The sequence below is a fragment of the Pseudomonas sp. GL_117 genome (assembly GCF_057835125.1).
Window position 1 is genome coordinate 4,155,812 of record NZ_CM174418.1, and the last position, 24,291, is coordinate 4,180,102.

Genomic DNA, 24,291 nt, shown 5'->3' on the forward strand with positions numbered 1-24,291 from the left:
AGCGGCACTTTACCGGGTGGTTGGGGGTGAGGCAATTGGACCGGGTCTTGGGGTGTCGCTGATGGCCTCTTCGCGAGCAAGCCCGCTCCCACATTCGACCGAGTTTCTCCAATTGAAATGCAATCAAATGTGGGAGCGGGCTTGCTCGCGAAGAGGCCCGAAAGCACAACAAAAAACCCGCGCCTGTCACCAGAGCGCGGGTTTCCTGATTGCCTCAAGCGATCAACGCTCCAGCAAGATCCGCAGCATGCGCCGCAGCGGTTCAGCCGCGCCCCACAACAGTTGGTCGCCAACCGTGAACGCGCCCAGGAACTGGCTGCCCATGTTCAGCTTGCGCAGACGGCCCACGGGTACATTCAGGGTACCGGTGACCTTCGTCGGGCTCAGCTCCTGCATGCTGATGTCGCGGTTGTTCGGCACCAGCTTGACCCATGGGTTGTGCGAGCTGATCAACGCTTCGATATCAGCGATCGGCACGTCTTTGTTCAGCTTGATGGTCAGCGCCTGGCTGTGGCAGCGCATCGCGCCGATACGCACGCAGATGCCATCCACCGGGATCGGGCTCTTGAAGCGACCGAGGATCTTGTTGGTCTCGGCCTGGGCCTTCCACTCTTCGCGGCTCTGGCCGTTCGGCAGTTCCTTGTCGATCCACGGGATCAAGCTACCGGCCAACGGCACGCCGAAGTTCTCGGTCGGGTACGCATCGCTGCGCATGGCTTCAGCCACACGACGGTCGATGTCGAGGATCGCGCTGGCCGGGTCGGCCAGTTGATCGGCGACGGCCGCGTGGGTTGCGCCCATCTGCTTGATCAGCTCACGCATATTCTGCGCACCGGCACCGGAGGCCGCCTGATAGGTCATGGCGCTCATCCACTCGACCAGGCCGGCTTCGAACAAGCCACCCAGGCCCATCAGCATCAGGCTGACGGTGCAGTTGCCGCCGACGTAGTTCTTGGTGCCCGCATCCAGCTGCTGGTCGATGACCTTGCGGTTCACCGGGTCCAGGATGATCACGGCGTCGTCCTGCATACGCAGGCTCGATGCAGCATCGATCCAGTAACCCTGCCAGCCGGCTTCACGCAGCTTGGGGAAGACTTCACTGGTGTAGTCGCCACCCTGACAGGTCACAATCACGTCGAGGGTTTTCAGCTCTTCAATGCTGTAGGCGTCCTTGAGCGGGGCAATATCCTTGCCCACGGACGGGCCTTGGCCACCCACGTTCGAAGTGGTGAAAAACACCGGCTCAATAAGATCGAAATCCTGCTCTTCCAGCATCCGCTGCATGAGCACGGAACCGACCATACCGCGCCAACCGATCAGACCTACACGTTTCATCGCAACTACACCTTGTTAAAAAGTGGGCCGCCTTGCAGCAACAACTGCAAGCGGGCCCGAGAGATTACAGATTCCGCAGCGCGGCGACTACTGCGTCGCCCATTTCTTGCGTCCCAACCTTGGTGCAACCCTGCGACCAGATGTCGCCGGTGCGCAAACCCTGATCCAGCACCAGGCTCACGGCCTTCTCGATGGCATCCGCCGCTTCGCTCAGGTTGAAGCTGTAACGCAGCATCATCGACACCGACAAGATAGTCGCCAGCGGGTTGGCAATGCCCTGGCCCGCGATGTCCGGCGCCGAGCCGTGGCAAGGCTCGTACATGCCCTTGTTGTTGGTGTCCAGGGACGCCGACGGCAGCATGCCGATGGAGCCGGTGAGCATCGACGCCTGGTCGGACAGGATGTCGCCGAACAGGTTGTCGGTAACGATCACGTCGAACTGCTTGGGCGCACGCACCAACTGCATGGCGGCGTTATCGACGTACATGTGGCTCAGCTCGACATCCGGGTAGTCCTTGGCCACTTCTTCGACGATTTCGCGCCACAGTTGGCTGGAGGCCAGCACGTTGGCCTTGTCGACCGAGCAGACTTTCTTGCCACGCACACGGGCCATGTCGAAACCGACACGGGCGATACGGCGGATTTCGCTCTCGCTGTACGGCAGGGTGTCGTAGGCCTGGCGTTCGCCGTTTTCCAGCTCGCGCACGCCACGTGGCGAGCCGAAGTAGATACCGCCGGTCAGCTCGCGCACGATGAGGATGTCCAGGCCCGCGACCACTTCCGGCTTGAGGCTCGACGCGTCAGCCAGCTGCGGGTAGAGGATCGCCGGGCGCAGGTTGCCGAACAGGCCCAGTTGCGCACGGATTTTCAGCAAGCCGCGCTCAGGGCGGATGTCACGTTCGATCTTGTCCCACTTCGGGCCACCCACGGCGCCGAGCAGCACGGCGTCGGCCGCGCGGGCGCGGTCCAGGGTTTCGTCGGCCAGTGGCACGCCATGCTTGTCGATGGCGGCACCGCCGATCACGTCGTGGCTCAGTTCAAAGCCCAGGCTGTACTTGCTGTTGGCGAGCTCCAGCACCTTGACCGCTTCGGCCATGATTTCCGGACCAATACCGTCGCCAGGGAGAATCAGAATCTGCTTGCTCATGGGTTCCTCATTTCATCAAGCGACCCGCCCGCGGGCAGGTCGGGAAAAATTGCTCAGCGCTCGGCAAACACCACCAGCACGTCGGTGCTGAAGGTGCCGTCGGCTTGAATCTCGTAGTAATCGCGTACTTCCTGGCCCATCGCCCGTTGCAGCTCAAGGATGGCAGCGCGCAGCACTTCGGGCGTGCGCATGCGCTCGACCCACGAGGTGTATTCCAGGCGCAGGCGCTGGCGGCTGCTGTTACGCACATGCAGGCCGGACTCGCTGAGCAGCTGCATCCATTCGGCGGCGGAGTAATCGCGTACGTGGCTGGTGTCGCGCAGCACTTCGACGGTTTGCAGGTAAGTGTCCAACAGCGGGCTGCCCGGTGACAAGACATCGACAAACGCCACTACCCCGCCCGGCTTGAGCACCCGGCGCACTTCGCGCAGGGCCAGGCCGACGTCGCTCCAGTGGTGCGCCGAGTAGCGGCTGAACACGAAGTCGAACTCGCCATCGGCGAACGGCAGGCGCTCGGCGGCGCCATGGACGGTGCGGATATTGTCCAGGCCCCGATCGTTTGCAGCGCCCGCGACGACATCGAGCATCTGCTGGGAAAGGTCGTAGGCCACCACCTCTTTAACCAGAGGGGCGACGTGAAAGCTGACATGACCGGCACCGCAGCCCAGATCCAGCAGTCGTGCAGCGCCCTGCCCGGCCAGTTCGGCCTGGAGCAGCGCGAACTCGGTGCCCTGGGCGTGCACGGCACTGCTCAGGTAGGCCGAGGCTTGTTCGCCGAATTGTTTTTGCACGACTTGGGTGTGGGCGGTGGTGGTCATGAGGGTTTCCTTGGGACTTACGGTGTTTGTGCTGCCGTCTTCGCGAGCAAGCCCGCTCCCACATTTGGCCGCATTTCAACTGAAGGAACTCGGTCGAATGTGGGAGCGGGCTTGCTCGCGAAAGGGCCAGTCCTGCTTACATCAAATCAGGCATCGCGAAACAACCAAGGCTGGCTAGCCCGGTGCTTGGCTTCAAAGGCGGCAATTGCATCGCCGTCCTGCAAGGTCAGGCCAATATCGTCCAGGCCGTTGATCAGGCAGTGCTTGCGGAACGCATCGACCTCAAAGTGATACACCTTGCCATCCGGACGGGTCACGGTTTGCGCGGCCAGGTCGACGGTCAGCTGGTAGCCCTCTTCGGCTTCCACCTGCTTGAACAACTCGTCGACTTCTGCGTCGCTCAAGATGATCGGCAGCAAGCCGTTCTTGAAGCTGTTGTTGAAGAAGATATCGGCATAGCTCGGCGCAATGATGCTGCGAAAGCCATATTCTTCCAGGGCCCACGGCGCGTGTTCACGGCTGGAGCCGCAACCGAAGTTCTCGCGGGCGAGCAACACGCTGGCACCCTGGTAACGTTCGGCGTTGAGCACGAAGTCCTTGTTCAGCGGGCGCTTGGAGTTGTCCTGGTAGGCGTAGCCCACGTCCAGGTAGCGCCACTCGTCGAACAGGTTCGGGCCGAAACCGGTGCGTTTGATCGACTTCAAGAACTGCTTGGGGATGATCTGGTCGGTGTCGACGTTGGCGCGATCCAAAGGGGCGACAAGGCCGGTGTGTTGGGTAAAAGCACGCATCGGGTATTCCTCAGATCAATTCGCGAACGTCGATGAAACGACCGTTGACGGCCGCCGCAGCAGCCATGGCCGGGCTGACCAGGTGGGTACGCCCACCGGCGCCCTGGCGCCCTTCGAAGTTACGGTTGGAGGTGGACGCGCAATGCTCGCCCGACTCCAGGCGGTCCGGGTTCATCGCCAGGCACATCGAGCAGCCCGGCTCGCGCCACTCAAAACCGGCTTCGAGGAAGATCTTGTCCAGGCCTTCGGCTTCGGCTTGTGCCTTCACCAGGCCCGAACCCGGCACCACGATGGCTTGCTTGATGGTCGAGGCGACTTTGCGGCCCTTGGCGATCACCGCCGCAGCGCGCAGGTCTTCGATCCGCGAGTTGGTGCAGGAGCCGATGAACACGCGGTCCAACTGGATGTCGGTGATCGCCTGGTTGGCCTGCAAGCCCATGTACTTCAGGGCACGTTCGATGGAACCGCGCTTGACCAGATCGGCTTCCTTGGCCGGGTCCGGCACGTTCTGGTCGACGGCCAGGACCATTTCCGGCGAGGTGCCCCAGCTGACTTGCGGCTTGATCTGTGCGGCATCGAGTTCGACCACGGTGTCGAACACCGCGTCGGCGTCGGAGACCAGGTCTTTCCAGGCTTCGACGGCAGCGTCCCAGTCTGCGCCGGTCGGTGCGAATGGGCGGCCCTTGACGTATTCAACGGTCTTTTCGTCCGCCGCCACCATGCCCACACGGGCACCGGCTTCGATGGACATGTTGCAAATAGTCATGCGGCCTTCGATGGACAAGTCGCGAATCGCGCTGCCGGCGAACTCGATGGCATGCCCGTTACCGCCGGCGGTGCCGATCTTGCCGATCACGGCGAGGACGATGTCCTTGGCGGTCACGCCGAACGGCAATTGGCCTTCGACGCGCACCAGCATGTTCTTCATCTTTTTGGCGACCAGGCACTGGGTCGCGAACACATGCTCAACCTCGGACGTGCCGATGCCGTGGGCCAAGGCACCGAAGGCACCGTGGGTGGAGGTGTGGGAGTCGCCGCAGACCACCGTCATACCCGGCAAGGTTGCACCCTGCTCCGGGCCGATCACGTGGACAATCCCTTGACGCACGTCATTCATCTTGAATTCGGTGATGCCATATTCGTCGCAGTAGTCATCGAGGGTTTGCACCTGCAAACGCGACACGGTGTCGACGATCGCGTCGATGCCGCCCTTGCGTTCCGGGGTGGTCGGTACGTTGTGGTCCGGGGTGGCGATGATGGAGTCGACGCGCCAAAGCTTGCGCCCTGCCAGCCGCAGGCCTTCGAACGCTTGTGGCGAGGTCACTTCATGGATGATGTGACGGTCGATATAGATCAGCGACGAGCCATCGTCGCGCCGTTTCACTTCATGGGAATCCCAAAGTTTGTCGTAAAGCGTTTTGCCGGCCATCAGTCGGTCCTCATCATCGGTCTTTCTATGCCCTGGGCATTTCAATAACCCTTTGGCTTGTGAGGCTGATGGTATGGCGCTACATTAAATAACTCAAATTCATATTTTTTATGCTTTGGATTACCAACTGGAATACAACCATGGACCTGGCCAACCTCAATGCCTTTATTGCCATCGCCGAGACCGGCAGCTTCTCCGGAGCCGGTGAGCGCCTGCACCTGACCCAGCCGGCCATCAGCAAACGCATTGCCGGCCTGGAGCAACAATTGAAGGTGCGCCTGTTCGACCGCCTGGGCCGCGAAGTCGGCTTGACCGAGGCCGGGCGGGCCCTATTGCCACGGGCTTATCAGATTCTCAACGTGCTGGACGACACCCGTCGCGCCCTCACCAACCTGACGGGCGAAGTCAGCGGGCGCCTGACCCTGGCCACCAGTCACCACATCGGCCTGCACCGCCTGCCGCCCGTGTTGCGCACCTTTACCCGTAAATACCCGAACGTGGCGCTGGATATTCAGTTCCTCGATTCGGAAGTGGCCTACGAGGAAATCCTCCACGGCCGCGCCGAGGTGGCAGTGATCACCCTCGCGCCCGACCCCCATCACCTGGTGCGTGCGACCCCGGTCTGGGATGACCCGCTGGATTTTGTCGTGGCGCCGGAGCACAGCCTGACCAGCAACGGCCACGTCAGCCTGGCCGATATTGCCGGTCATCCGGCGGTTTTTCCCGGCGGCAACACCTTTACACACCATATCGTCAGGCGCTTGTTCGAAGCCCAGGGCCTGACGCCGAACATCGCGATGAGTACTAACTACCTGGAAACTATCAAGATGATGGTGTCCATCGGCCTGGCCTGGAGCGTCTTGCCGCGCACCATGCTGGATGATCAGGTGGCGAGCATCGCTTTACCGGGCATACAACTCAGTCGCCAGCTAGGCTATATCGTGCACACCGAAAGGACGTTGTCGAACGCAGCGCGGGCTTTCATGAGCCTATTGGATGCACAGGTCGATCTGCCAGGAATACCGGCATGAAGCCGTGCGGCCTCAGGTTTACGTGAAACCGCGCCTTACGCCCATTGAGCCAAGGCCCTTTGATAATGCGCAATCCCGTCGATTCCGTGCCACCCCTGCCCCGCATTTACGCTCTGGACCCCCAAGAGGCGGAACAGAGCTGGGACAGCGCCCCGCAATTGCTGGCAGCCCTCAACGGTGCCCGGCTGGGGGCATGGTGCTGGGAAATCGACACCGGCAGGATCAGTTGGTCACGGGGGACCCAGGCGCTGTTCGGCTTCGACCCGCGCGCGCCACTGCCCAAAGACCTGGATTACCTCGACCTGCTCGCCCCGGCCGACCGCGCCAAGGTCGTGCGGGCCTTCCATGCGGTGCTGGCCGGCGAACCGTTCGAGCAGGCGATGCGCCACCGCATCCAGTGGCCCGACGGCAGCTATCACTGGCTGGAAATCAACGGCAGCCTGGCGCCGGACAAGACCGGGCGGCGTCGGATGATCGGGGTGATCCGTGAGATCACCCAGCAGCGTGAACGGGAAACCGCCCTCGGCCACTCCGAAAAGCGCTTCGCCACGCTGTTTCACCTATGCCCGAACATGGTGCTGTTGACCCGCCAGGCCGACGGCTTGATCAGTGAAGCCAACCAGTATTTCGAGATCCATTTCGGCTGGCCGGTCGCCGATGCCATCGGCCGCACCACCCTGGACCTGGGCCTGTGGCGCCACCCCGAGCAGCGCGCGCAGCTGGTCAAGGCTACTCAGCGCAAGGGCGAGCCGATCACCATGGAGGTGCAGTTTTGCGCCAGCAACGGCCAGATCCACGATGGCACCCTCAGCGCGCAAAAGGTCGAGCTGGAGGGTGAGGCTTATCTGATCAGCACCTTTGTTGACACCACCGAACGCAAAAACGCCGATCAGGCGCTCAAGGACAGCCAGGAACGCCTCGACCTGGCGCTCAATTCCGCGCAACTGGGCACCTGGGACTGGCACATTCCCACCGGCATGCTCTACGGCTCGGCTCGCGCCGCGCAACTGCACGGCCTGCCACCCGAGCCGTTCCACGAGTCCTTCGACGCGTTTTTCGAAGGCATGCCCGATGAAGAACGCGACAACATGCGCAATGCCTATCGCACCCTGCGCGAAGGCCCGGCCGGCAACTACCAACTGACCTACCGCGTGCCCATGGAGGACGGCAGTTCGCGCTACCTGGAAAGCCGCGCGCGCCTCTACCGCGACGAAAAGGGCGCGCCATTGCGTATGGCCGGCACCCTGCTGGACATCACCGACCAGGTCGAACGCGAGCAACGCCTGAGCGCCTCCGAAGAGAAATTCGCCAGCCTGTTCCAGGCCAGCCCCGATCCGATCTGCGTCACCGGCCTGGACAGCGGCGTATTTATCGAAATCAACCCCGCGTTTACCCAGACCTTTGGCTGGACCGCGGCCGAAGTGCTCGACAAAAGTGCCGAGCAGATCGGCCTGTGGGACGACTCCAGCAAGCGCCTGCAACGCATCGAGCGGGTGATTCGCGAACAGTCATTGAGCAATGTGGCCATCATCGCTCGCCACAAGGATGGGCGAAGCCTGACCTGCGTGATCGCCAGCCGGCTGATCAAGGTCGGCGACCAACCGTGCATCGTCACCACCTTGCGCGACATCACCCAGCAGCAACGCTCGGAAGCCGCGCTCAAGGCCAGCGAAGAGAAGTTCGCCAAGGCGTTCCATTCCAGCCCCGACGCCATTTCCATTACCGAGCGCGACACCGGTCGGTATGTCGAGGTCAACGATGGCTTTTGCCGCCTCACGGGTTACCGCGCGGAAGAAGCCATCGGGCTCACGCTGTATCAAATCGGCATCTGGGCCGATGAAAACCAACGCTCGGCGCTGCTGGCTGAATTGCAGATCAAGGGGCGCATCCACCACCTGGAGATGCTTTGGCACAACAAGCGCGGCGATGTGTTGGCGGTGGAAGTTTCGGTCGAGCCGATCACCCTGAATGAAACGCCGTGCCTGCTGCTGACCGCCCGCGATGTGAGCCTGTTGAAGAATGCCCAGGCGCAGATCCGCCACCTGGCCTACCATGACCCGCTGACCAACCTGCCCAACCGCGCCCTACTGATGGACCGCCTGAGCCAGCAGATCGCCCTGCTCAAGCGCCACAACCTGCGAGGCGCGCTGCTGTTCCTGGACCTGGACCACTTCAAGCACATCAACGATTCCCTTGGCCACCCGGTCGGCGACACCGTGCTGAAAATCGTCACCGCCCGCCTGGAAGCCAGCGTGCGCATGGAAGACACCGTGGCCCGCCTGGGCGGCGATGAGTTTGTGGTACTGCTCAGCGGCCTCGACGGCACGCGTTCGCAGGTCAGTACCCAGGTGCAGGAATTGGCCGACACCCTGCGTGAGTTGCTCTCGGAGCCGATGTTTCTCGACGGCCACCGCCTGCAGGTCACCCCGAGCATTGGCGTAGCGCTGATCCCCGACCATGGCTCGACGCCGGCCGACCTGCTCAAGCGCGCCGACATCGCCCTGTACCGCGCCAAGGATTCGGGGCGCAACACCACGCAGATGTTCCACAACAGCATGCAAAGAACCGCCAGCGAACGCCTGCGCATGGAAACCGACCTGCGCCTGGCCCTGTCACGCGGCGAATTCAGCGTGCACTACCAACCCCAGGTCGATGCACGCGGCAACCACATCATCGGCGCCGAAGCCCTGGTGCGCTGGCAGCACCCGCAACTGGGCGCGCAGTCCCCTGCCGAGTTCATCAAGGTGCTGGAGGACAGCGGGCTGATCCTGGAAGTCGGCACCTGGATTCTCGATGAAGCCTGCGGTGCATTTCAGCAATTGATCTCTGACGGCCTGGTGGACCCGTTGCGCTTCAGCCTGTGCGTGAATATCAGCCCCCGGCAGTTTCGCCAGAACGACTTCGTTGAACGCGTGGTGCACAGCCTCGATCAGCACGACCTGCCCTACAGCCTGCTGAAACTGGAGATTACCGAAGGCATCGTGATCCAGAACCTGGACGACACCGTGGCCAAGATGCGCCGCCTGAAAAAGCTCGGCGTGAGCTTCGCGATGGATGATTTCGGCACCGGCTATTCATCGCTGACCTACCTCAAGCGCCTGCCGGTGGATGCACTGAAGATCGACCAGTCGTTTGTGCGCGATGCGACTCATGACCCGAACGACGCGGAAATCATCCGCGCCATCGTGGCCATGGCTCGCAGCCTGAACCTGGAAGTGATTGCCGAGGGTGTGGAAACACTGGAGCAGTTGGCGTTCCTGCAACGGTTGGGGTGCCATGTGTTTCAGGGGTATCTGCACAGTCGGCCGTTGCCGATTGAGGCGTTCAGGCGCTTGCTGGAATAGCTGTCACACCAATTTCAGCGCCCGCAAATAAGTCCCCTTCCATTGCGACGTCTGCAGCGTGTGCCGGCTCCCATAATAATCGAGCACGCCGCCAATCACCGTCATCGAGTGACCACCGTCAGACAGGGTGCCGATAGCGCCGGCAATCAACTCGTTCACATCGCTTTCGCGGATATAGGCGTACAACCCCAACCGACGCAGCGCCTGCCCGGGGTATTCACCGTCATTGAGGGTATCGATGGCAACGTCGAAACTCTGCCCGCCACGAAAGTCGTTGTTTTCCAGCTGCGCGCGCCTGGCGCTCACGGCGAACAGGAAATAGGCATCCTCCAGCATTGCACAGTCGTTGCCGCGAAAGCCGGAAGCGGCCCTCGCCTTGCGCAATTGCTCATGGGTCAGCGTCAGCCTGAAACCATCGCGCATAACGACTGCATAACCTTCGGCAGTGGCAGTGACCTCCCGAAAAATATCCGCGGGGCACTGCCCGAACCTCATCATAGCCGCCTTGATTGCCGACACCGTCACGCAGTTCCCCGGTGTCCCTTGGTAGAAACCACCCCAAATATCCAGGGGTCTTCGGCCCGCAACCACCTTCGGTGTGGGTGCGCCTCCCCGAGGCTTGTCGGCGAACAGCCTGTAACCATAGCGACCGCCTACCTGACGCGGCTTGCCGTTAGCGTGCCCAAGCCCGTCCACTACCAGCGCACTGCCAAAATTATGGGTCTCCATCACTGCCACTACGCCTTCGCCAACCATCCTGCTCGGCGGCACATACTGGGAAAGCCCATACACCCCCATACCCTGCAAGCACCGCAGAGTGGTTTCGCCCTGGAGTGACTTTGTCAGCGCCGCGTGAAAATTGGCGTAGCCACCGATCTGCTGCCTGCGCTTTACAAACACCGTCAACGCAAAGTTGGCGGCCCTGACGGCTTGCGCATCATTGCCACTGAATTTGGACACCTGCGCGACTAGCTGCAGCTCTTCGTGCGTGATGCGAGCGTTGAACTCATCCTTCATCATCACGTCGTAGCCGTTTGCGGTAGGCGTCACTTGATTGAACATATCGGCAGGCGTGGGGCCAAGCGTCGCCATCATCATTTTGATGACGGCAGCATGGGTGCTTACGTCAAAGTGCTCACCAAAGCGCCGCTCGCCGACGTCGAAGGCGTTCACGACAGACTTTATGGCCTTTGATGCAGAGAGCGTCGACGGGGCAGTGAAGGCAAAGGTAGGGGATTTCAAGTTCGAAGCATTCATGGGCGAAGATTCCTGTGAGATATGCCCAGAAGTTCGTGGGATTTTGCCTTGCCCGGTTCCGAGGATCACGTTTCACAATAAGAAAAGGGCGCCGATGGCGCCCTTGCTGCAGATCTCTTCGCGTTATGCCGCCGCCGGATGGGGCATGCCCAACAGCCGGCTGACCTGCTCTAGATCGGTCTCCCGGCGCATCGCGGTGAACAGTTCAACCGCTTCAGGGTAGTTGCGCGTCAACATTGCCAGCCATTGTTTCAAACGGCCCGGCGCCTGGCGCTCGGTCAGTTGCGCCACCGATTGGGTCCAGAACTCCTGGAGCATGGGCTGCATCTGCGCCCAGGTCATTTCCACGACTTCTTCACCGGCCCGCGCCGCTGCAATCTGCCGCGCCAGGTCGGGCCGCGCCACCAGGCCACGGCCGAGCATGATGTCTTCGGCGCCGCTGACTTCGCGGCAACGCTTCCAGTCTTCAACGCTCCAGATGTCGCCGTTGGCAAACACCGGCACCTTGACCACATCCTGCACGCGCGGAATCCACTCCCAGTGCGCCGGCGGTTTGTAGCCGTCGGTCTTGGTCCGCGCATGCACCACGATATGCGCGGCGCCGCCTTCGGCCAGAGCCGTGGCGCAGACCAGGGCGCCATCCGGGCTGTCGAAACCCAGGCGCATCTTCGCGGTAACTGGGATGTGCGCGGGAACGGCACGGCGTACGTGCTCGACGATCTGGTTGAGCAGCTCCGGCTCCTTGAGCAACACCGCGCCGCCACGGGACTTGTTGACCGTCTTGGCCGGGCAACCGAAGTTCAGGTCGATCACCTCGGAGCCCAACTCGGCAGCGAGCGCGGCGTTTTCCGCCAGGCACACCGGGTCGGAACCAAGCAACTGCACGCGCAGCGGCACGCCCGCCGCGGTGTGGGCACCGTGCAGCAGCTCGGGAGCAAGTTTGTGGAAATACGCCGGGGTGAGCAGGCGGTCGTTGACGCGGATGAATTCGGTCACGCACCAATCGATCCCACCCACGCGGGTCAACACGTCCCGCAGGATGTTGTCGACCAACCCCTCCATGGGCGCCAAAGCAATTTGCATGGAAAACACTCAACAAAAATCGTGGCGCAGTTTACTGGGTTTCCTGCGGCAACCGTTAACCCCCTGTCAGGGCGGGGCCATAACCGTCAAGAAACTCGGCGGGCATACGCTTGGGCTTGCCGCTGGACAGCTCGATGCAGACAAAGGTGGTGTGTGCCCGTAGCAGGGTCGCGCCGTCGCGGGGGCGGACCAATTGGAAGCGGCGGGTCATTTTCAGGCGCTGGTCCCAGTCGACGATCCAGGTGGCCAGTTGCAGTTCGTCGCCTTCGTAGCCGGCGGCGAGGTAATCGATCTCGTGGCGCACCACCGCCATGGCGCGATCCAGCCTGCGGTATTCGGTGAGGTCCAGGCCCAGGCGCTGGGAATGGCGCCAGGCGCAGCGTTCCAGCCAGGACACGTAAACGGCATTGTTGGCGTGGCCCAGGCCGTCGATGTCTTCGGCGCCGACCTGCAGGTCGATGATAAACGGCGTTGCCAGATCCCAGCCCATGCCTTGCTCCAGTCGATTGATCTCGGCCGGGCAGTGTATCAGGCGGTTTGCCGCGCCTGTAGACGGCGGCCGGCCAACAGCGCCAGCACCGCGTCGGTCACCCGGGGGTCGGCCAGGACTTTCTGATGACCGCCCTGCTCCAGACGCAACAGGCGGCTGTCGAACCAGGCTTCGTGGATCGCCTGGGAGGCTTTGACGGGGACGAAGGTGTCGTCTTCGGCATGCACGATCAGGCCGGGGATGTTCATTTGGTAGTGGGCCACATCCAGATGCTTCAACGGCATGCCGAAGGTGTGTTCGACCTCCTGGATAAACGCCGAGCGGGCCCGCGCCGGCAAGCCGACCATCTGGGTGAACCCTCGGAGCACATCAAGGAATCGCGACGGCGCGGCAATGCTTACCAGTGCTTCGGTACGCAGCCCCAGTTGCACCGCCAGCATCGCGCTGGCGCCGCCCATGGAGTGACCAATCACGGCGTGCAGCGGCGGCAACTCGGCCGCCGCCTCCAACATCGCGCGGGCGAACAGCAGCACATGGGCTTCACGCCCGGGCGAACGCCCGTGGGCGGGGCCGTCGAGGGCAATCACGGAATAACCGTCATTCACCAATGCGCTGATCAGGCTGGCGAACTGCGTGGGGCGCCCTTCCCAGCCATGCATCAACAGCACGGCGGGCCCTTGGCCCCAGCGCAACGCCGACAGGCCGAAACGCAGGGTGATGCGCTCTGATTGCGCCAGCAACGGCAACTCCCAGTCGCGTGGCGGCAGCTCGCGTGGCGTCATGAACGCACGTCGCATCTGGTTGGCCACGGTTTGCGGCGCCAGATGCCCCAGGGTGCCGTTGAAGCGACGAATCCAGGTCAGCGTGCCCATCCTTAGAACCCTCTTCTAGCGCACGGCCGACTTGGCGGCACGCAATACACGGTCAGACAATTCGCCAGGGCCGAGGGCCCGCGCCAGGGCCAGGCCACCGATCATCAACGCCATGTCGGCCAGGGCCTTGTCGGTGTCTTCCGGGCTGGCGGCCAATTGGGCGGCCATCAGCTCACAGTGCTCGTTCAGCGCCTGGCGGAATTCATCCGGCAGGCGGCTCATTTCGCCGACGGTCGCCGGGATCGGACAGGCCTGAACGGTGGAATCGCGGTGTTTGCGCGACAGGTAAAACGCCGCCACAAGGCCTCGGCGCTCTTCACCGGTCAACAGCGCATCCATATCGTCAATGGCCGCACGACGCTTGGCCAGCAATTGAGTGAATGCCTCCAGCATCAGCGCGTCCTTGCTTTCGAAGTGCGCGTAAAAACCACCGACGGTGAGCCCCGCCGCCCCCATGACTTCACCGACACTCGGCTCGGCCGGGCCACGCTGGATCAACGCCGCGCTGGCCGCCTGCAAAATGCGTTCGCGGGTTTGTGCTTTTTTATCGCTCATCAAAGCCTCCGGTTCTCATGGGTTGAATATTATTACCATAATAATATTTGGCAAGCGACCGACATGACCATTGGTCTGAAGAGAAAGTATGAAGGGAGTAAAAGAATTGGCCGAACGCCAGACAAACAAAAGGGCCATTCAATAATTGAATGACCCTTAAAAATCCCGCAGAGCGGGTAATCGTGGCGTCCCCTAGGGGACTCGAACCCCTGTTACCGCCGTGAAAGGGCGGTGTCCTAGGCCACTAGACGAAGGGGACACAAACCTTCTGTACAACTGATCAGGCTGAGACTGATCGATCCAAGGACGGTGTGGCCGGAACCTTGGAACTGTAAATTGGTGGAGCTAAACGGGATCGAACCGTTGACCTCTTGCATGCCATGCAAGCGCTCTCCCAGCTGAGCTATAGCCCCGGATTTTTCGTCTCGCGACGCAGCAGACCTTGCGAACTGCTTGTTGAAACTGGCGTCCCCTAGGGGACTCGAACCCCTGTTACCGCCGTGAAAGGGCGGTGTCCTAGGCCACTAGACGAAGGGGACAAAACCTTCTGTACAACATGATCAGCGCTGAGAACTGATCGATTCAAGGACGGTGTGGCCAGACCTTGAACCTGTAAATTGGTGGAGCTAAACGGGATCGAACCGTTGACCTCTTGCATGCCATGCAAGCGCTCTCCCAGCTGAGCTATAGCCCCTCATCGGTGAGGACGGGGCGAATCTTAATGGCGGTTTGGAAGTGTGTCAAATTTATTTTCAACAATTTCCAAAGTTTTTTGCCGGGATAACAATCACTTACCGGCGAAACCCCGGAAAACCTGGGTTTCGCCGTTGCAGCAGGCTGATTAAGCGATAGCGCCCAACAGCTTTTCCCACTCTTTGTTTTCTTTCTTCGACACACCACCAAGCAAATCAAGGGCTTGGCGCAGACGGAAACGCGTGAGGTCCGGGCCGAGAATTTCCATCGCATCCAGCACCGATACCGAACTGGCCTGCCCGGTGATCGCGGCAAACATCAGCGGCATGGCATCGCGCAATTTCAATTCGAGGGATTCCACCACCGCCTGGATCGTCGCGGTGATCGCGTCCTTCTCCCATTGGCGCAGGCTTTCCAGCTTCCACAGGATCAACTGCATCAATTGGCGCACCTGATCGCCCGAGAGCTTCTTGGATTCGAACAACTTGGCATCCGGGTTCACGCCACCGGCGAAGAAGAAACTGGCCAACGGTGCGACCTGGCTGAACGTCTCCACCCTGCCCTGCACCAGCGGTGCGATCTTCATCATGTACTCGGGGTTCAACGCCCACTGCTGCACACGGCTGGCGAACTCTTCCACCGGCAGGTCACGCAGCCATTGGCCGTTGAGCCACGACAGTTTCTCGATGTCGAAGATCGGCCCCCCCAAGGACACGCGGGACAGGTCAAAATTGTCGACCATTTCCTGCAGCGAGAACTTCTCGCGCTCGTCCGGCATCGACCAGCCCATGCGGCCCAGGTAGTTGAGCATCGCTTCCGGCATGAAGCCCATGCGCTCGTAGAACGTCACCGAGGTCGGGTTCTTGCGCTTGGACAGCTTGCTCTTGTCCGGGTTACGCAACAGCGGCATGTAGCACAGTTGCGGTTGTTCCCAGCCGAAGTACTCGTAGAGCAGGATCAGCTTAGGCGCCGACGGCAGCCATTCTTCACCGCGCAGCACGTGGGTGATGCCCATCAGGTGGTCGTCGACCACGTTGGCCAGGAAGTACGTCGGCAGGCCGTCGGTCTTCATCAGCACTTGCATGTCCATGCGATCCCACGGGATCTCGACGTCACCGCGCAGCATGTCCGGCACCACGCACACGCCTTCGCTCGGCACTTTCATGCGGATCACATGGGGCTCGCCGGCCGCCAGGCGCTGGGCCACTTCTTCTTTCGACAGCAGCAGCGCGCGGCCGTCGTAACGTGGGGTTTCGCCACGCGCCTGTTGCTCGGCACGCATCTGGTCCAGCTCTTCGGCGGTGCAGAAGCATGGGAACGCGTGGCCCATGTCGACCAGTTGCTGGGTGTACTGCTTGTAGATGTCGCTGCGCTCGCTCTGGCGATACGGGCCGTGCGGACCACCGACATCCGGGCCCTCGGCCCAGGTAATGCCCAACCAGCGCAGGGCATCGAAAATCTGCTGCTCCGACTCACGGGTCGAGCGCAATTGGTCGGTGTCTTCGATCCGCAGGATGAATTCACCACCGTGCTGCTTGGCAAAGCAGTAGTTGAACAAGGCGATGTAGGCAGTGCCGACGTGGGGATCCCCAGTAGGCGATGGCGCGATGCGCGTGCGGACGGTGGTCATGGCGGGTCTCGAATTGGCGATAAAACTGGAATTGAAACAAGGCGCGAATGGTAACAGCCCTCGGCACTTGGGCTCCAGCAGAAGGGCATTTAGGCCAAGCTTCGGTCTGGAGGCCAGTCATGGCTATTGGACAGATGTTTGGCTGGCTATATTCCATTACCTCTTGTTACAGACACCTCGCCCATGCCAGCTCCACTGAAACGCCGACTGTTTATCTTCGTGTGCCTCGTAGTCCTGATCGGCCTGGGCTTCTTCGCCCAGTGGTTCTTCAAGGGCCGCTTCTATGAAAGCACCGACAACGCCTATGTGCAGGGTGAGATCACCCGCGTGTCCAGCCAGCTCGGCGCCCGCATCGTCGAGGTCAAGGTCGGCGATAACGAACACGTACAAAAAGGCCAGCTCCTGGTACAGCTCGAAGCCGACGACTTCCACCTCGCCGTCGACCGCGCCAACGCCGCCCTGGCCATGCGCGAGGCCGAACGCACCCAGGCACAGAGCAAACTCACCCAGCAAGCCAGCCTGATCGCCGCCGGCGCGGCCAAAGTCGCGTCAAGCCAGGCCAGCCTCGGCCGCGCGCAGATCGACCTGTCCCGCGCACAAACCCTGCGCAAGCCCGGCTACGTCTCGGAAGAACGCGTGACCACCCTCTCCGCCGACAACCACATCGCCCGCTCCCAGGTGACCATGGCCCAGGCCGACCTGCAGGGCCAGCGCCAGCAGGTCAACGCCCTCAACGCCGAGATCAAGCGCCTCGACGCGCTGATCGCCAACGCCAGGACCGACCTGGCCCAGGCCGAACTCAACCTCACCCGCAGCGAGATCCACGCGCCGATCAGCGGCCTGGTGGGCCAGCGTGCCGCACGCAACGGCCAGTACGTGCAGGCCGGCGCCTACCTGCTGTCGATCGTCCCCGACCAAGACATCTGGATCCAGGCCAACTTCAAGGAAACCCAGATCGGCCACATGCAACCCGGGCAAAAGGCCAAGCTGACCTTCGACGCCTACCCCGACACGCCCATCGAGGCCCGGGTCGACAGCCTGTTCGCCGCCTCCGGTGCGCAGTTCAGCCTGTTGCCGCCGGACAATGCCACGGGCAACTTCACCAAAGTCGTACAGCGCATCCCGGTAAAACTGACCTTCGCCACGGATAACCCGCTGCACGGCAAGATCCGTCCCGGCATGTCCGTGACCGTCAAAGTGAACATCAAAGACCAGCCCGATGGCCGGTGATCAACTGCTGCGCCCACTCGGCGAACCGACCCGGCGCGACTGGATCGCAGTGATGAGCGTGATGCTCGGCGCGTTCATGGCGGTGCTCGACATCCAGATCACCAACTCGTCGCTCAAGGACATCCAGGGCGCGCTGTCAGCCACCCTGGAAGAAGGCTCGTGGATTTCCACGTCCTACCTTGTAGCCGAAATCATCATGATCCCCCTCACCGCCTGGCTGGTGCAGTTGCTCTCAGCGCGGCGGCTGGCGGTCTGGGTGTCGGTGGGGTTCCTGATCGCCTCGTTGATGTGCTCCATGGCCTGGAGCCTGGAAAGCATGATCGTGTTCCGCGCCCTGCAAGGCTTTACCGGCGGTGCGCTGATCCCGCTGGCGTTCACCCTTACCCTGATCAAGCTACCCGAACACCACCGCGCCAAAGGCATGGCCATGTTCGCCATGACCGCCACCTTCGCGCCCTCCATCGGCCCGACCATCGGCGGCTGGCTCACGGAAAACTGGGGGTGGGAATACATCTTCTACATCAACGTGCCACCGGGCCTGCTGATGATCGCCGGGCTGCTCTATGGTCTGGAAAAAAAGGCCTCGAACTGGGACTTGCTGAAAAGCACCGACTACCTGGGCATCGCCACCCTGGCGGTGGGCCTCGGCTGCTTGCAGGTGTTCCTGGAGGAAGGCCACCGCAAGGACTGGCTTGAATCGAACCTGATCGTCAGCCTCGGCAGCATCGCCCTGCTCAGCCTGATCACCTTTGTCATCGTGCAACTGTCCAAACCCAACCCACTGATCAACCTGGGCATCCTCGCCAACCGCAACTTTGGCCTGTCGAGCATTGCCAGCATCGGCATGGGCGTCGGCCTGTACGGCTCGATCTACCTGCTGCCGCTGTACCTGGCGCAGATCCAGAACTACAACGCCTTACAGATCGGCGAAGTGATCATGTGGATGGGCGTGCCCCAGCTGTTTCTGATACCGCTGGTGCCCAAGCTGATGAAGTACGTGTCGCCCAAATGGCTATGCACTGTAGGATTCGGCCTGTTCGGCCTGGCGAGTTTTTCCTCGGGGGTGCTCAACCCGGACTTCGCCGGCAGCCAGTTCAACCAGATCCAGATCATCCGCGCCCTGGGGCAGCCGCTGATCATGGTAACCATCTCGCTGATCGCCACCGCCTACATCCTGCCCCAGGACGCAGGCTCGGCGTCGAGCCTGTTCAACATCCTGCGCAACCTGGGCGGCGCCATCGGCATTGCATTGCTGGCGACGCTGCTGGATGCGCGCACCAAGACCTATTTCGATTATTTGCGTGAGGCGATCGTGCCGACCAACCCGCAGGTGGCGGAGCGCCTGGCAACACTGGCGCAGCAGTTCGGCAGCGACACCGCGGCGCTGGGCAAGCTCAGCGAGATCGCGCACCAGCAGGCGCAGATCATGGCCTACAACGATGCGTTTCACTTTGTCGGGTTGGCGCTGGGGGTCAGTATGGTCGCGGTGTTGTTGACCAAGGCGTTGCCGGCGGGGCTCAAGGCTGGGGAGAGTCATTGAGACCGTGGTGCCGCTTTCGCGAGCAAGCCCGCTCCCACACTTGACCGTGTTCTAACGTTGAAATGCGGTCAAGTGTGGGAGCGGGCTTGCTCGCGAAGAGGCCAGTACAGTCAGCGCAAAATCAAACCGCCAACAACCGCTCGCGCAACTTGCCAATCTCATCGCGCGTCTGCGCCGCCGCTTCAAACTCCAGATCCCGCGCCAACTGGTACATTTTCTCTTCCAACTGGCGAATACGCTTGGTGATCTCGCTCGGCGAGCGCAGTTCGTTCTCGTACTTCGCGCTTTCCTCGGCGGCCTTGGCCATGCCTTTGCGCTTCTTGCTGCGCGAACCCGGTACGACAGCGCCTTCCATAATGTCGGCAACGTCCTTGAACACGCCCTTGGGCGTGATGCCATTGGCCAGGTTAAAGGCAATCTGCTTGTCGCGACGGCGCTCGGTCTCGCCAATCGCGCGCTCCATGGAGCCGGTGATGCGGTCGGCATAGAGAATCGCGCGGCCATTGAGGTTACGCGCGGCACGCCCGATGGTCTGGATCAGCGAACGCTCGGAGCGCAGGAAGCCTTCCTTGTCCGCATCGAGGATCGCCACCAGCGACACTTCCGGCATGTCCAAACCTTCACGCAGCAGGTTGATCCCCACCAGCACGTCAAAGGTGCCCAGGCGCAGGTCACGGATGATCTCCACGCGCTCCACGGTGTCGATGTCCGAGTGCAGGTAACGCACGCGTACGCCGTGGTCGGCAAGGTAGTCGGTCAAGTCTTCGGACATGCGCTTGGTCAGCGTGGTGACCAGCACCCGCTCTTCCAGCGCGACGCGTTTGTGGATTTCCGAGAGCAAGTCATCGACCTGGGTCAGCGCCGGGCGGATTTCGATTTCCGGGTCGACCAGGCCGGTCGGACGCACCAACTGCTCGATCACGCGGCCGGCATGCTCAGCCTCGTAGTTGCCCGGCGTCGCCGATACAAAAATCGTCTGCGGGCTGATGGCTTCCCACTCGTCAAACCGCATCGGCCGGTTGTCCAGCGCCGAAGGCAGGCGGAAACCGTATTCCACCAGCGTTTCTTTACGCGAACGGTCGCCCTTATACATCGCGCCGACCTGCGGCACGCTGACGTGGGATTCGTCGATCACCAGCAGCGCATCGTCCGGCAGGTAGTCATACAGCGTCGGCGGCGGCGCGCCAGAATCGCGGCCCGAGAGGTAGCGCGAGTAGTTTTCGATGCCGTTGCAGTAGCCCAACTCCAGGATCATTTCCAGGTCGAAGCGCGTACGTTGCTCCAGGCGCTGGGCTTCCACCAGCTTGTTGTTGGCGCGCAGGTAGTCGAGACGCTCGGCCAGCTCCACCTTGATGTGCTCAACGGCGTCCAGCAAGGTTTCACGCGGCGTAACGTAGTGGCTTTTCGGATAAAAGGTGAAGCGTGGCAACTTGCGGATCACCTCGCCGGTCAACGGGTCGAAGGCCGACAGGCTTTCGACTTCATCGTCGAACAGTTCGATGCGGATCGCTTCCAGGTCGGACTCGGCCGGGTACACGTCGATCACATCGCCGCGCACGCGGAAGGTGGCGCGGGCGAAATCCATGTCGTTGCGGGTGTACTGCAGGCTCGTCAGTCGGCGCAGCACTTCGCGCTGGTCGAGTTTGTCGCCCCGGTCGATGTGCAGCACCATCTTCAGGTAGCTTTCCGGGCTGCCCAGGCCGTAGATGCACGACACCGTGGTGACGATGATCGCGTCCTTGCGCTCCAGCAGCGCCTTGGTCGCCGACAAGCGCATCTGTTCGATGTGGTCGTTGATAGACGCATCTTTCTCGATGAAGGTGTCCGACGACGGTACGTAGGCTTCAGGCTGGTAGTAGTCGTAGTAGGAAACGAAGTACTCCACCGCGTTGTTCGGGAAGAACGCCTTGAACTCGCCGTAGAGCTGCGCGGCCAGGGTCTTGTTCGGAGCCAGCACCAGGGTCGGGCGATTGATCTGCGCGATCACGTTTGCGATGCTGAAGGTCTTGCCCGAACCGGTCACCCCGAGCAACGTCTGGTGCGCCAGGCCGGCCTCGATGCCTTCGACCATCTGGCGAATCGCCTCGGGTTGATCGCCGGCGGGCTCGAAGCGGGTGACGAGTTGGAAATCCGACATAACGTACCTCTTGAAGTCACCCCAGACTGTAAACCCGTCGGGAACGAAAAAGACCACCACCCGCGAATATTCAGAGCGGGCAGCAGGAAAAAACCATGATAGCCGTAGAAGTGGTGGCGAATGTGACGGGTTTCAAGGCAATCGTCCTGCATGCCGCTGTCGATCTGCGTTGCAATAAGACTAACGGTCGGCAAATAAACCGAAAAACTTGGCCGAAAAGCCGTTTCGGTTGTCGCTCTCAGCCGTGATGGCCTCTATACTAGCTCCCCGTTTGTGCACCGCTCTAGTGCATTCGGCTGGAGCGCGACACGTCCCTCCCTTCCCCCATAGAGCTGCCGCAAAAATGAGCCTGTTCTCCGCTGTCGAAATGGCACCACGCGATCCTATCCTGGGCCTCAACGAAGCATTCAACGCCGACACTCGAACCACCAAGGTCAACCTTGGCGTAGGCGTTTACTGCAACGAGGAGGGGAAGATTCCACTCTTGCGTGCCGTTGCCGAAGCGGAAGCCATTCGCGTGGCGCAACACGCTGCTCGTGGCTACTTGCCAATCGACGGCATCGCGGCCTACGACAAGGCCGTGCAGACCCTGCTGTTTGGTGCTGAGTCGCCACTGCTGAACGCTGGCCGCGTCACCACCGTGCAAGCGGTTGGCGGCACCGGCGCGCTGAAAATCGGTGCTGACTTCCTCAAGCAACTGCTGCCAGGCGCCGTCGTCGCCATCAGCGACCCAAGCTGGGAAAACCACCGCGCCCTGTTCGAAACCGCCGGTTTCCCGGTGCAGAACTACCGCTACTACGACGCCGCCACCCATGACGTAAACCGTGCCGGCCTGCTCGAAGATCTCAACGCCCTGCCGCCGCAGTCCATCGTGGTGCTGCACGCCTGCTGCCACAACCCGACCGGCGTCGACCTGACCCCGGCCGACTGGCAGAACGTGCTGGACGTGGTCAAGGCCAAGCGCCTCGTACCGTTCCTCGACATGGCCTACCAGGGCTTTGGCGATGGCATCCACGAAGACGCCGCGGCCGTGCGCCTGTTCGCCGAGTCCGGTCTGACCTTCTTTGTGTCCAGCTCGTTCTCCAAGTCGTTCTCCCTGTACGGCGAACGTGTGGGCGCGCTGTCCATCGTCGGCGAATCCAAGGAAGAAAGCGCGCGCATCCTGTCCCAGGTCAAGCGTGTGATCCGCACCAACTACTCCAACCCGCCAACCCACGGCGCCGCGATTGTAGCTGCCGTGCTGAACAGTCCTGAGCTGCGCGCGCAGTGGGAAGCCGAACTGGCTGAAATGCGCCTGCGCATTCGTGGGATGCGTGAGCAGATGGTGTCGGAACTGGCCAAGGCTGCACCGGGCCATGACTTCAGCTTCGTCGGCCGCCAGCGTGGGATGTTTTCCTACTCCGGCCTGACCGTTGAGCAAGTCACCCGCCTGCGCACCGAGTTCGGCATCTACGCCCTCGACACCGGCCGCATCTGCGTGGCGGCGTTGAACCAGTCGAACATCGACGCAGTCACAAAGGCAATCGTCCAGGTCCTGTAAGCCTGGAGCCGTTGCACAGAAGGGGAAGCCGCTGGCTTCCCCTTTTTCGTATCCAGCCCCTAGACTGAACCTTGCCCGCCCCTTTGCTGTGAGAACCTTATGAGAAACGACGACCTGGACCTGCGTGCCGACCGCGACGAGCTGGATGACTATGTGCCCCGCGCGCCGCAACCCAAGCGCCAGAAAAGCCTGGTGTTGCAGGTAGCGCTAGGGGTGTTCCTCGGTGGCTTGGCGTTGTGGCTGGTGCAACTGGGGGCCACGGCACTGATGGCCAAGCTCGCCATGGGCACCCTCCAATTCGGCGGCTGATGAAGTTCAAAAATGTGGGAGCGGGCTTGCTCGCGAATGCAGTGTGTCAGGCGATACATGTGTAACTGAACCACCGCATTCGCGAGCAAGCCCGCTCCCACATTGGATCTACGTCGCTACTAGATTGCGTTCTTCCAGCAGCTTTACGAAGCTGTTGAGGCTCTGCGACACCGTGCCCCGCCGCCAGATCAGCCAGGTGTGCAGCACCCGGAATTTGTCCGTCAACGGCCACACACTCACCGCCGCAAACCCCGGCATGCTTTCCAACATGCTGCGCGGCATCAACGCCAATCCCGCACCGGCGCTGACGCAAGCCAACATGCCGTGGTACGACTCGATCTCGAAAATCTTCCCCGGCACCGCACCGTCCTGGGAAAACCAACGTTCGAAATGATGCCGGTACGAGCAGTTCGAGCGGAACGTGTAGATATTCTCGCCATTCACATCCTGGCCCCGGGTGATCGGCGCGTGATGCAGCGGCGCGATCACCACCATTTCCTCCTCAAACACCGCCACGCCTTCCAGGGTCGCGTGCAACACCGGCCCATCGACAAACGCCGCCGTCAGGCGCCCCGATAGCACGCCTTCAATCATGGTGCCCGACGGTCCGGTGCTCAGGTCCAGCTCGACCTTGGTGTGTTTCTGGTTATACGCCGCGAGCAACGCCGGGATGCGCACCGCCGCCGTACTCTCCAGCGAGCCCAGGGCAAACGCACCCTGGGGCTCCTCCCCCGCCACCGTGGCACGGGCCTCCTGCACCAGATCGAGAATGCGCCGCGCATAACCGAGAAAATTCCAGCCGGCCGGTGACAAGCGCAGGCGGCTTTTCTCGCGGATGAACAATTCGACGCCCAGGTCCTGCTCCAGTTGCTTGATGCGGGTGGTCAGGTTCGACGGCACCCGATGAATCAACTGCGCGGCGGCGCTGATGCTGCCTTGCTCGGCAACGGCCTTGAAGATTTCCAGCTGCACCAGATCCAAGTCATTCTCCAATCGTGAATGTATTGCTCAATATTATTCAGTTTCCAGAAAAGAACCAGCCCCGTAACCTGAACTCAAC

19 protein-coding genes and 4 tRNA genes are annotated in these 24,291 nt (G+C 61.7%); 6 read left to right on the plus strand and 17 right to left on the minus strand.

Annotated features, from left to right (window positions below; translation table 11 throughout):
• Positions 1 to 222: 222 nt before the first annotated feature.
• The 5 genes from asd to leuC all read right to left on the minus strand — a co-directional run bounded on the left by asd (position 223) and on the right by leuC (position 5,520).
• A complete protein-coding gene (asd, locus tag AC3ISR_RS18815; protein ID WP_192296839.1) occupies positions 223 to 1,335 on the minus strand; it encodes an aspartate-semialdehyde dehydrogenase in 1,113 nt (370 codons plus the stop codon).
• Positions 1,336 to 1,399: 64 nt separating this feature from the next.
• Positions 1,400 to 2,482: a 3-isopropylmalate dehydrogenase gene (gene leuB / locus AC3ISR_RS18820; RefSeq protein WP_021491199.1), complete on the minus strand. Its 1,083-nt coding sequence runs from the start codon at positions 2,480 to 2,482 to the stop codon at positions 1,400 to 1,402.
• A 53-nt stretch (positions 2,483 to 2,535) separates the two neighbouring features.
• Complete coding sequence (locus tag AC3ISR_RS18825) at positions 2,536 to 3,300, minus strand: class I SAM-dependent methyltransferase (RefSeq protein ID WP_463983395.1); 765 nt, start codon at positions 3,298 to 3,300, stop codon at positions 2,536 to 2,538.
• A gap of 146 nt (positions 3,301 to 3,446) precedes the next feature.
• Positions 3,447 to 4,091, minus strand: a complete 645-nt coding sequence (leuD, locus tag AC3ISR_RS18830) for a 3-isopropylmalate dehydratase small subunit (protein WP_015884976.1) — start codon at positions 4,089 to 4,091, stop codon at positions 3,447 to 3,449.
• A 10-nt stretch (positions 4,092 to 4,101) separates the two neighbouring features.
• On the minus strand, positions 4,102 to 5,520 hold the full coding sequence (gene leuC / locus AC3ISR_RS18835) for a 3-isopropylmalate dehydratase large subunit (RefSeq protein ID WP_192296842.1): 1,419 nt from the start codon (positions 5,518 to 5,520) through the stop codon (positions 4,102 to 4,104).
• A gap of 140 nt (positions 5,521 to 5,660) precedes the next feature.
• Between leuC and AC3ISR_RS18840 the strand changes: the two genes are divergently transcribed.
• Positions 5,661 to 6,551 carry a LysR family transcriptional regulator gene (locus tag AC3ISR_RS18840; RefSeq protein ID WP_192296843.1) on the plus strand — a complete coding sequence of 297 codons (891 nt, stop codon included), beginning with the start codon at positions 5,661 to 5,663 and terminating at the stop codon, positions 6,549 to 6,551.
• Positions 6,552 to 6,616: 65 nt separating this feature from the next.
• Positions 6,617 to 9,895: a sensor domain-containing protein gene (locus AC3ISR_RS18845; RefSeq protein ID WP_463983394.1), complete on the plus strand. Its 3,279-nt coding sequence runs from the start codon at positions 6,617 to 6,619 to the stop codon at positions 9,893 to 9,895.
• Positions 9,896 to 9,898: 3 nt separating this feature from the next.
• On the opposite strand, the gene AC3ISR_RS18850 is transcribed toward AC3ISR_RS18845, so the two are convergent.
• The 10 genes from AC3ISR_RS18850 to gltX all read right to left on the minus strand — a co-directional run bounded on the left by AC3ISR_RS18850 (position 9,899) and on the right by gltX (position 16,475).
• Entirely contained in the window at positions 9,899 to 11,152 is a 1,254-nt protein-coding gene (locus tag AC3ISR_RS18850; RefSeq protein ID WP_463983393.1) for a hypothetical protein, read from the minus strand.
• A 123-nt stretch (positions 11,153 to 11,275) separates the two neighbouring features.
• Entirely contained in the window at positions 11,276 to 12,235 is a 960-nt protein-coding gene (locus AC3ISR_RS18855) for a tRNA dihydrouridine synthase (RefSeq protein WP_226455106.1), read from the minus strand.
• Between the two features lie 55 nt (positions 12,236 to 12,290).
• A complete protein-coding gene (locus tag AC3ISR_RS18860; RefSeq protein WP_226455105.1) occupies positions 12,291 to 12,725 on the minus strand; it encodes an acyl-CoA thioesterase in 435 nt (144 codons plus the stop codon).
• 38 nt (positions 12,726 to 12,763) lie between these two features.
• Complete coding sequence (locus AC3ISR_RS18865) at positions 12,764 to 13,597, minus strand: alpha/beta fold hydrolase (protein WP_192296848.1); 834 nt, start codon at positions 13,595 to 13,597, stop codon at positions 12,764 to 12,766.
• A gap of 15 nt (positions 13,598 to 13,612) precedes the next feature.
• Positions 13,613 to 14,152 (minus strand): TetR/AcrR family transcriptional regulator, encoded by a 540-nt coding sequence (locus tag AC3ISR_RS18870; RefSeq protein ID WP_192296849.1) that lies wholly within the window; start codon positions 14,150 to 14,152, stop codon positions 13,613 to 13,615.
• 183 nt (positions 14,153 to 14,335) lie between these two features.
• Positions 14,336 to 14,411, minus strand: a tRNA-Glu gene (locus AC3ISR_RS18875).
• Positions 14,412 to 14,489: 78 nt separating this feature from the next.
• A tRNA-Ala gene (locus AC3ISR_RS18880) sits at positions 14,490 to 14,565 on the minus strand.
• Between the two features lie 50 nt (positions 14,566 to 14,615).
• Positions 14,616 to 14,691: transfer RNA gene (locus AC3ISR_RS18885), tRNA-Glu, on the minus strand.
• Positions 14,692 to 14,770: 79 nt separating this feature from the next.
• Positions 14,771 to 14,846, minus strand: a tRNA-Ala gene (locus tag AC3ISR_RS18890).
• Between the two features lie 147 nt (positions 14,847 to 14,993).
• Complete coding sequence (gltX, locus tag AC3ISR_RS18895) at positions 14,994 to 16,475, minus strand: glutamate--tRNA ligase (RefSeq protein ID WP_053128828.1); 1,482 nt, start codon at positions 16,473 to 16,475, stop codon at positions 14,994 to 14,996.
• Between the two features lie 183 nt (positions 16,476 to 16,658).
• On the opposite strand from gltX, the gene AC3ISR_RS18900 reads away from it, so the two are divergent.
• Complete coding sequence (locus AC3ISR_RS18900; protein WP_192296850.1) at positions 16,659 to 17,705, plus strand: HlyD family secretion protein; 1,047 nt, start codon at positions 16,659 to 16,661, stop codon at positions 17,703 to 17,705.
• The gene (locus tag AC3ISR_RS18905) at positions 17,695 to 19,245 is read left to right on the plus strand and encodes an MDR family MFS transporter (RefSeq protein WP_225595209.1); all 1,551 of its coding nucleotides are present in this window, start codon (positions 17,695 to 17,697) and stop codon (positions 19,243 to 19,245) included. The genes AC3ISR_RS18900 and AC3ISR_RS18905 overlap by 11 nt, the downstream gene beginning before the upstream one ends.
• 121 nt (positions 19,246 to 19,366) lie before the next feature.
• Here the strand turns inward: AC3ISR_RS18905 and uvrB are convergent, their stop codons facing one another.
• Positions 19,367 to 21,382, minus strand: a complete 2,016-nt coding sequence (gene uvrB / locus AC3ISR_RS18910) for an excinuclease ABC subunit UvrB (RefSeq protein WP_192296851.1) — start codon at positions 21,380 to 21,382, stop codon at positions 19,367 to 19,369.
• Between the two features lie 343 nt (positions 21,383 to 21,725).
• On the opposite strand from uvrB, the gene AC3ISR_RS18915 reads away from it, so the two are divergent.
• Both AC3ISR_RS18915 and AC3ISR_RS18920 read left to right on the plus strand, forming a co-directional pair.
• Positions 21,726 to 22,922, plus strand: a complete 1,197-nt coding sequence (locus AC3ISR_RS18915) for an amino acid aminotransferase (protein WP_192296852.1) — start codon at positions 21,726 to 21,728, stop codon at positions 22,920 to 22,922.
• 99 nt (positions 22,923 to 23,021) lie between these two features.
• On the plus strand, positions 23,022 to 23,231 hold the full coding sequence (locus AC3ISR_RS18920) for a hypothetical protein (RefSeq protein ID WP_105524885.1): 210 nt from the start codon (positions 23,022 to 23,024) through the stop codon (positions 23,229 to 23,231).
• A gap of 108 nt (positions 23,232 to 23,339) precedes the next feature.
• On the opposite strand, the gene ptrR is transcribed toward AC3ISR_RS18920, so the two are convergent.
• Entirely contained in the window at positions 23,340 to 24,212 is an 873-nt protein-coding gene (gene ptrR, locus AC3ISR_RS18925) for a putrescine utilization regulator PtrR (RefSeq protein ID WP_192296853.1), read from the minus strand.
• Between the last annotated feature and the right edge of the window lie 79 nt (positions 24,213 to 24,291).

What these genes read in the sequence shown, in the direction of transcription:
- AC3ISR_RS18920 (WP_105524885.1), top strand. Translation starts at nt 23,022, where the DNA reads ATGAGAAACGACGACCTGGACCTGCGTGCCGACCGCGACGAGCTGGAT.
- leuD (WP_015884976.1), bottom strand. Translation starts at nt 4,091, where the DNA reads ATGCGTGCTTTTACCCAACACACCGGCCTTGTCGCCCCTTTGGATCGC.
- AC3ISR_RS18870 (WP_192296849.1), bottom strand. Translation starts at nt 14,152, where the DNA reads ATGAGCGATAAAAAAGCACAAACCCGCGAACGCATTTTGCAGGCGGCC.
- AC3ISR_RS18905 (WP_225595209.1), top strand. Translation starts at nt 17,695, where the DNA reads ATGGCCGGTGATCAACTGCTGCGCCCACTCGGCGAACCGACCCGGCGC.
- gltX (WP_053128828.1), bottom strand. Translation starts at nt 16,475, where the DNA reads ATGACCACCGTCCGCACGCGCATCGCGCCATCGCCTACTGGGGATCCC.
- AC3ISR_RS18855 (WP_226455106.1), bottom strand. Translation starts at nt 12,235, where the DNA reads ATGCAAATTGCTTTGGCGCCCATGGAGGGGTTGGTCGACAACATCCTG.
- AC3ISR_RS18860 (WP_226455105.1), bottom strand. Translation starts at nt 12,725, where the DNA reads ATGGGCTGGGATCTGGCAACGCCGTTTATCATCGACCTGCAGGTCGGC.
- uvrB (WP_192296851.1), bottom strand. Translation starts at nt 21,382, where the DNA reads ATGTCGGATTTCCAACTCGTCACCCGCTTCGAGCCCGCCGGCGATCAA.
- AC3ISR_RS18915 (WP_192296852.1), top strand. Translation starts at nt 21,726, where the DNA reads ATGAGCCTGTTCTCCGCTGTCGAAATGGCACCACGCGATCCTATCCTG.
- AC3ISR_RS18850 (WP_463983393.1), bottom strand. Translation starts at nt 11,152, where the DNA reads ATGAATGCTTCGAACTTGAAATCCCCTACCTTTGCCTTCACTGCCCCG.
- AC3ISR_RS18825 (WP_463983395.1), bottom strand. Translation starts at nt 3,300, where the DNA reads ATGACCACCACCGCCCACACCCAAGTCGTGCAAAAACAATTCGGCGAA.
- leuB (WP_021491199.1), bottom strand. Translation starts at nt 2,482, where the DNA reads ATGAGCAAGCAGATTCTGATTCTCCCTGGCGACGGTATTGGTCCGGAA.
- AC3ISR_RS18900 (WP_192296850.1), top strand. Translation starts at nt 16,659, where the DNA reads ATGCCAGCTCCACTGAAACGCCGACTGTTTATCTTCGTGTGCCTCGTA.
- asd (WP_192296839.1), bottom strand. Translation starts at nt 1,335, where the DNA reads ATGAAACGTGTAGGTCTGATCGGTTGGCGCGGTATGGTCGGTTCCGTG.
- leuC (WP_192296842.1), bottom strand. Translation starts at nt 5,520, where the DNA reads ATGGCCGGCAAAACGCTTTACGACAAACTTTGGGATTCCCATGAAGTG.
- AC3ISR_RS18845 (WP_463983394.1), top strand. Translation starts at nt 6,617, where the DNA reads ATGCGCAATCCCGTCGATTCCGTGCCACCCCTGCCCCGCATTTACGCT.
- AC3ISR_RS18865 (WP_192296848.1), bottom strand. Translation starts at nt 13,597, where the DNA reads ATGGGCACGCTGACCTGGATTCGTCGCTTCAACGGCACCCTGGGGCAT.
- AC3ISR_RS18840 (WP_192296843.1), top strand. Translation starts at nt 5,661, where the DNA reads ATGGACCTGGCCAACCTCAATGCCTTTATTGCCATCGCCGAGACCGGC.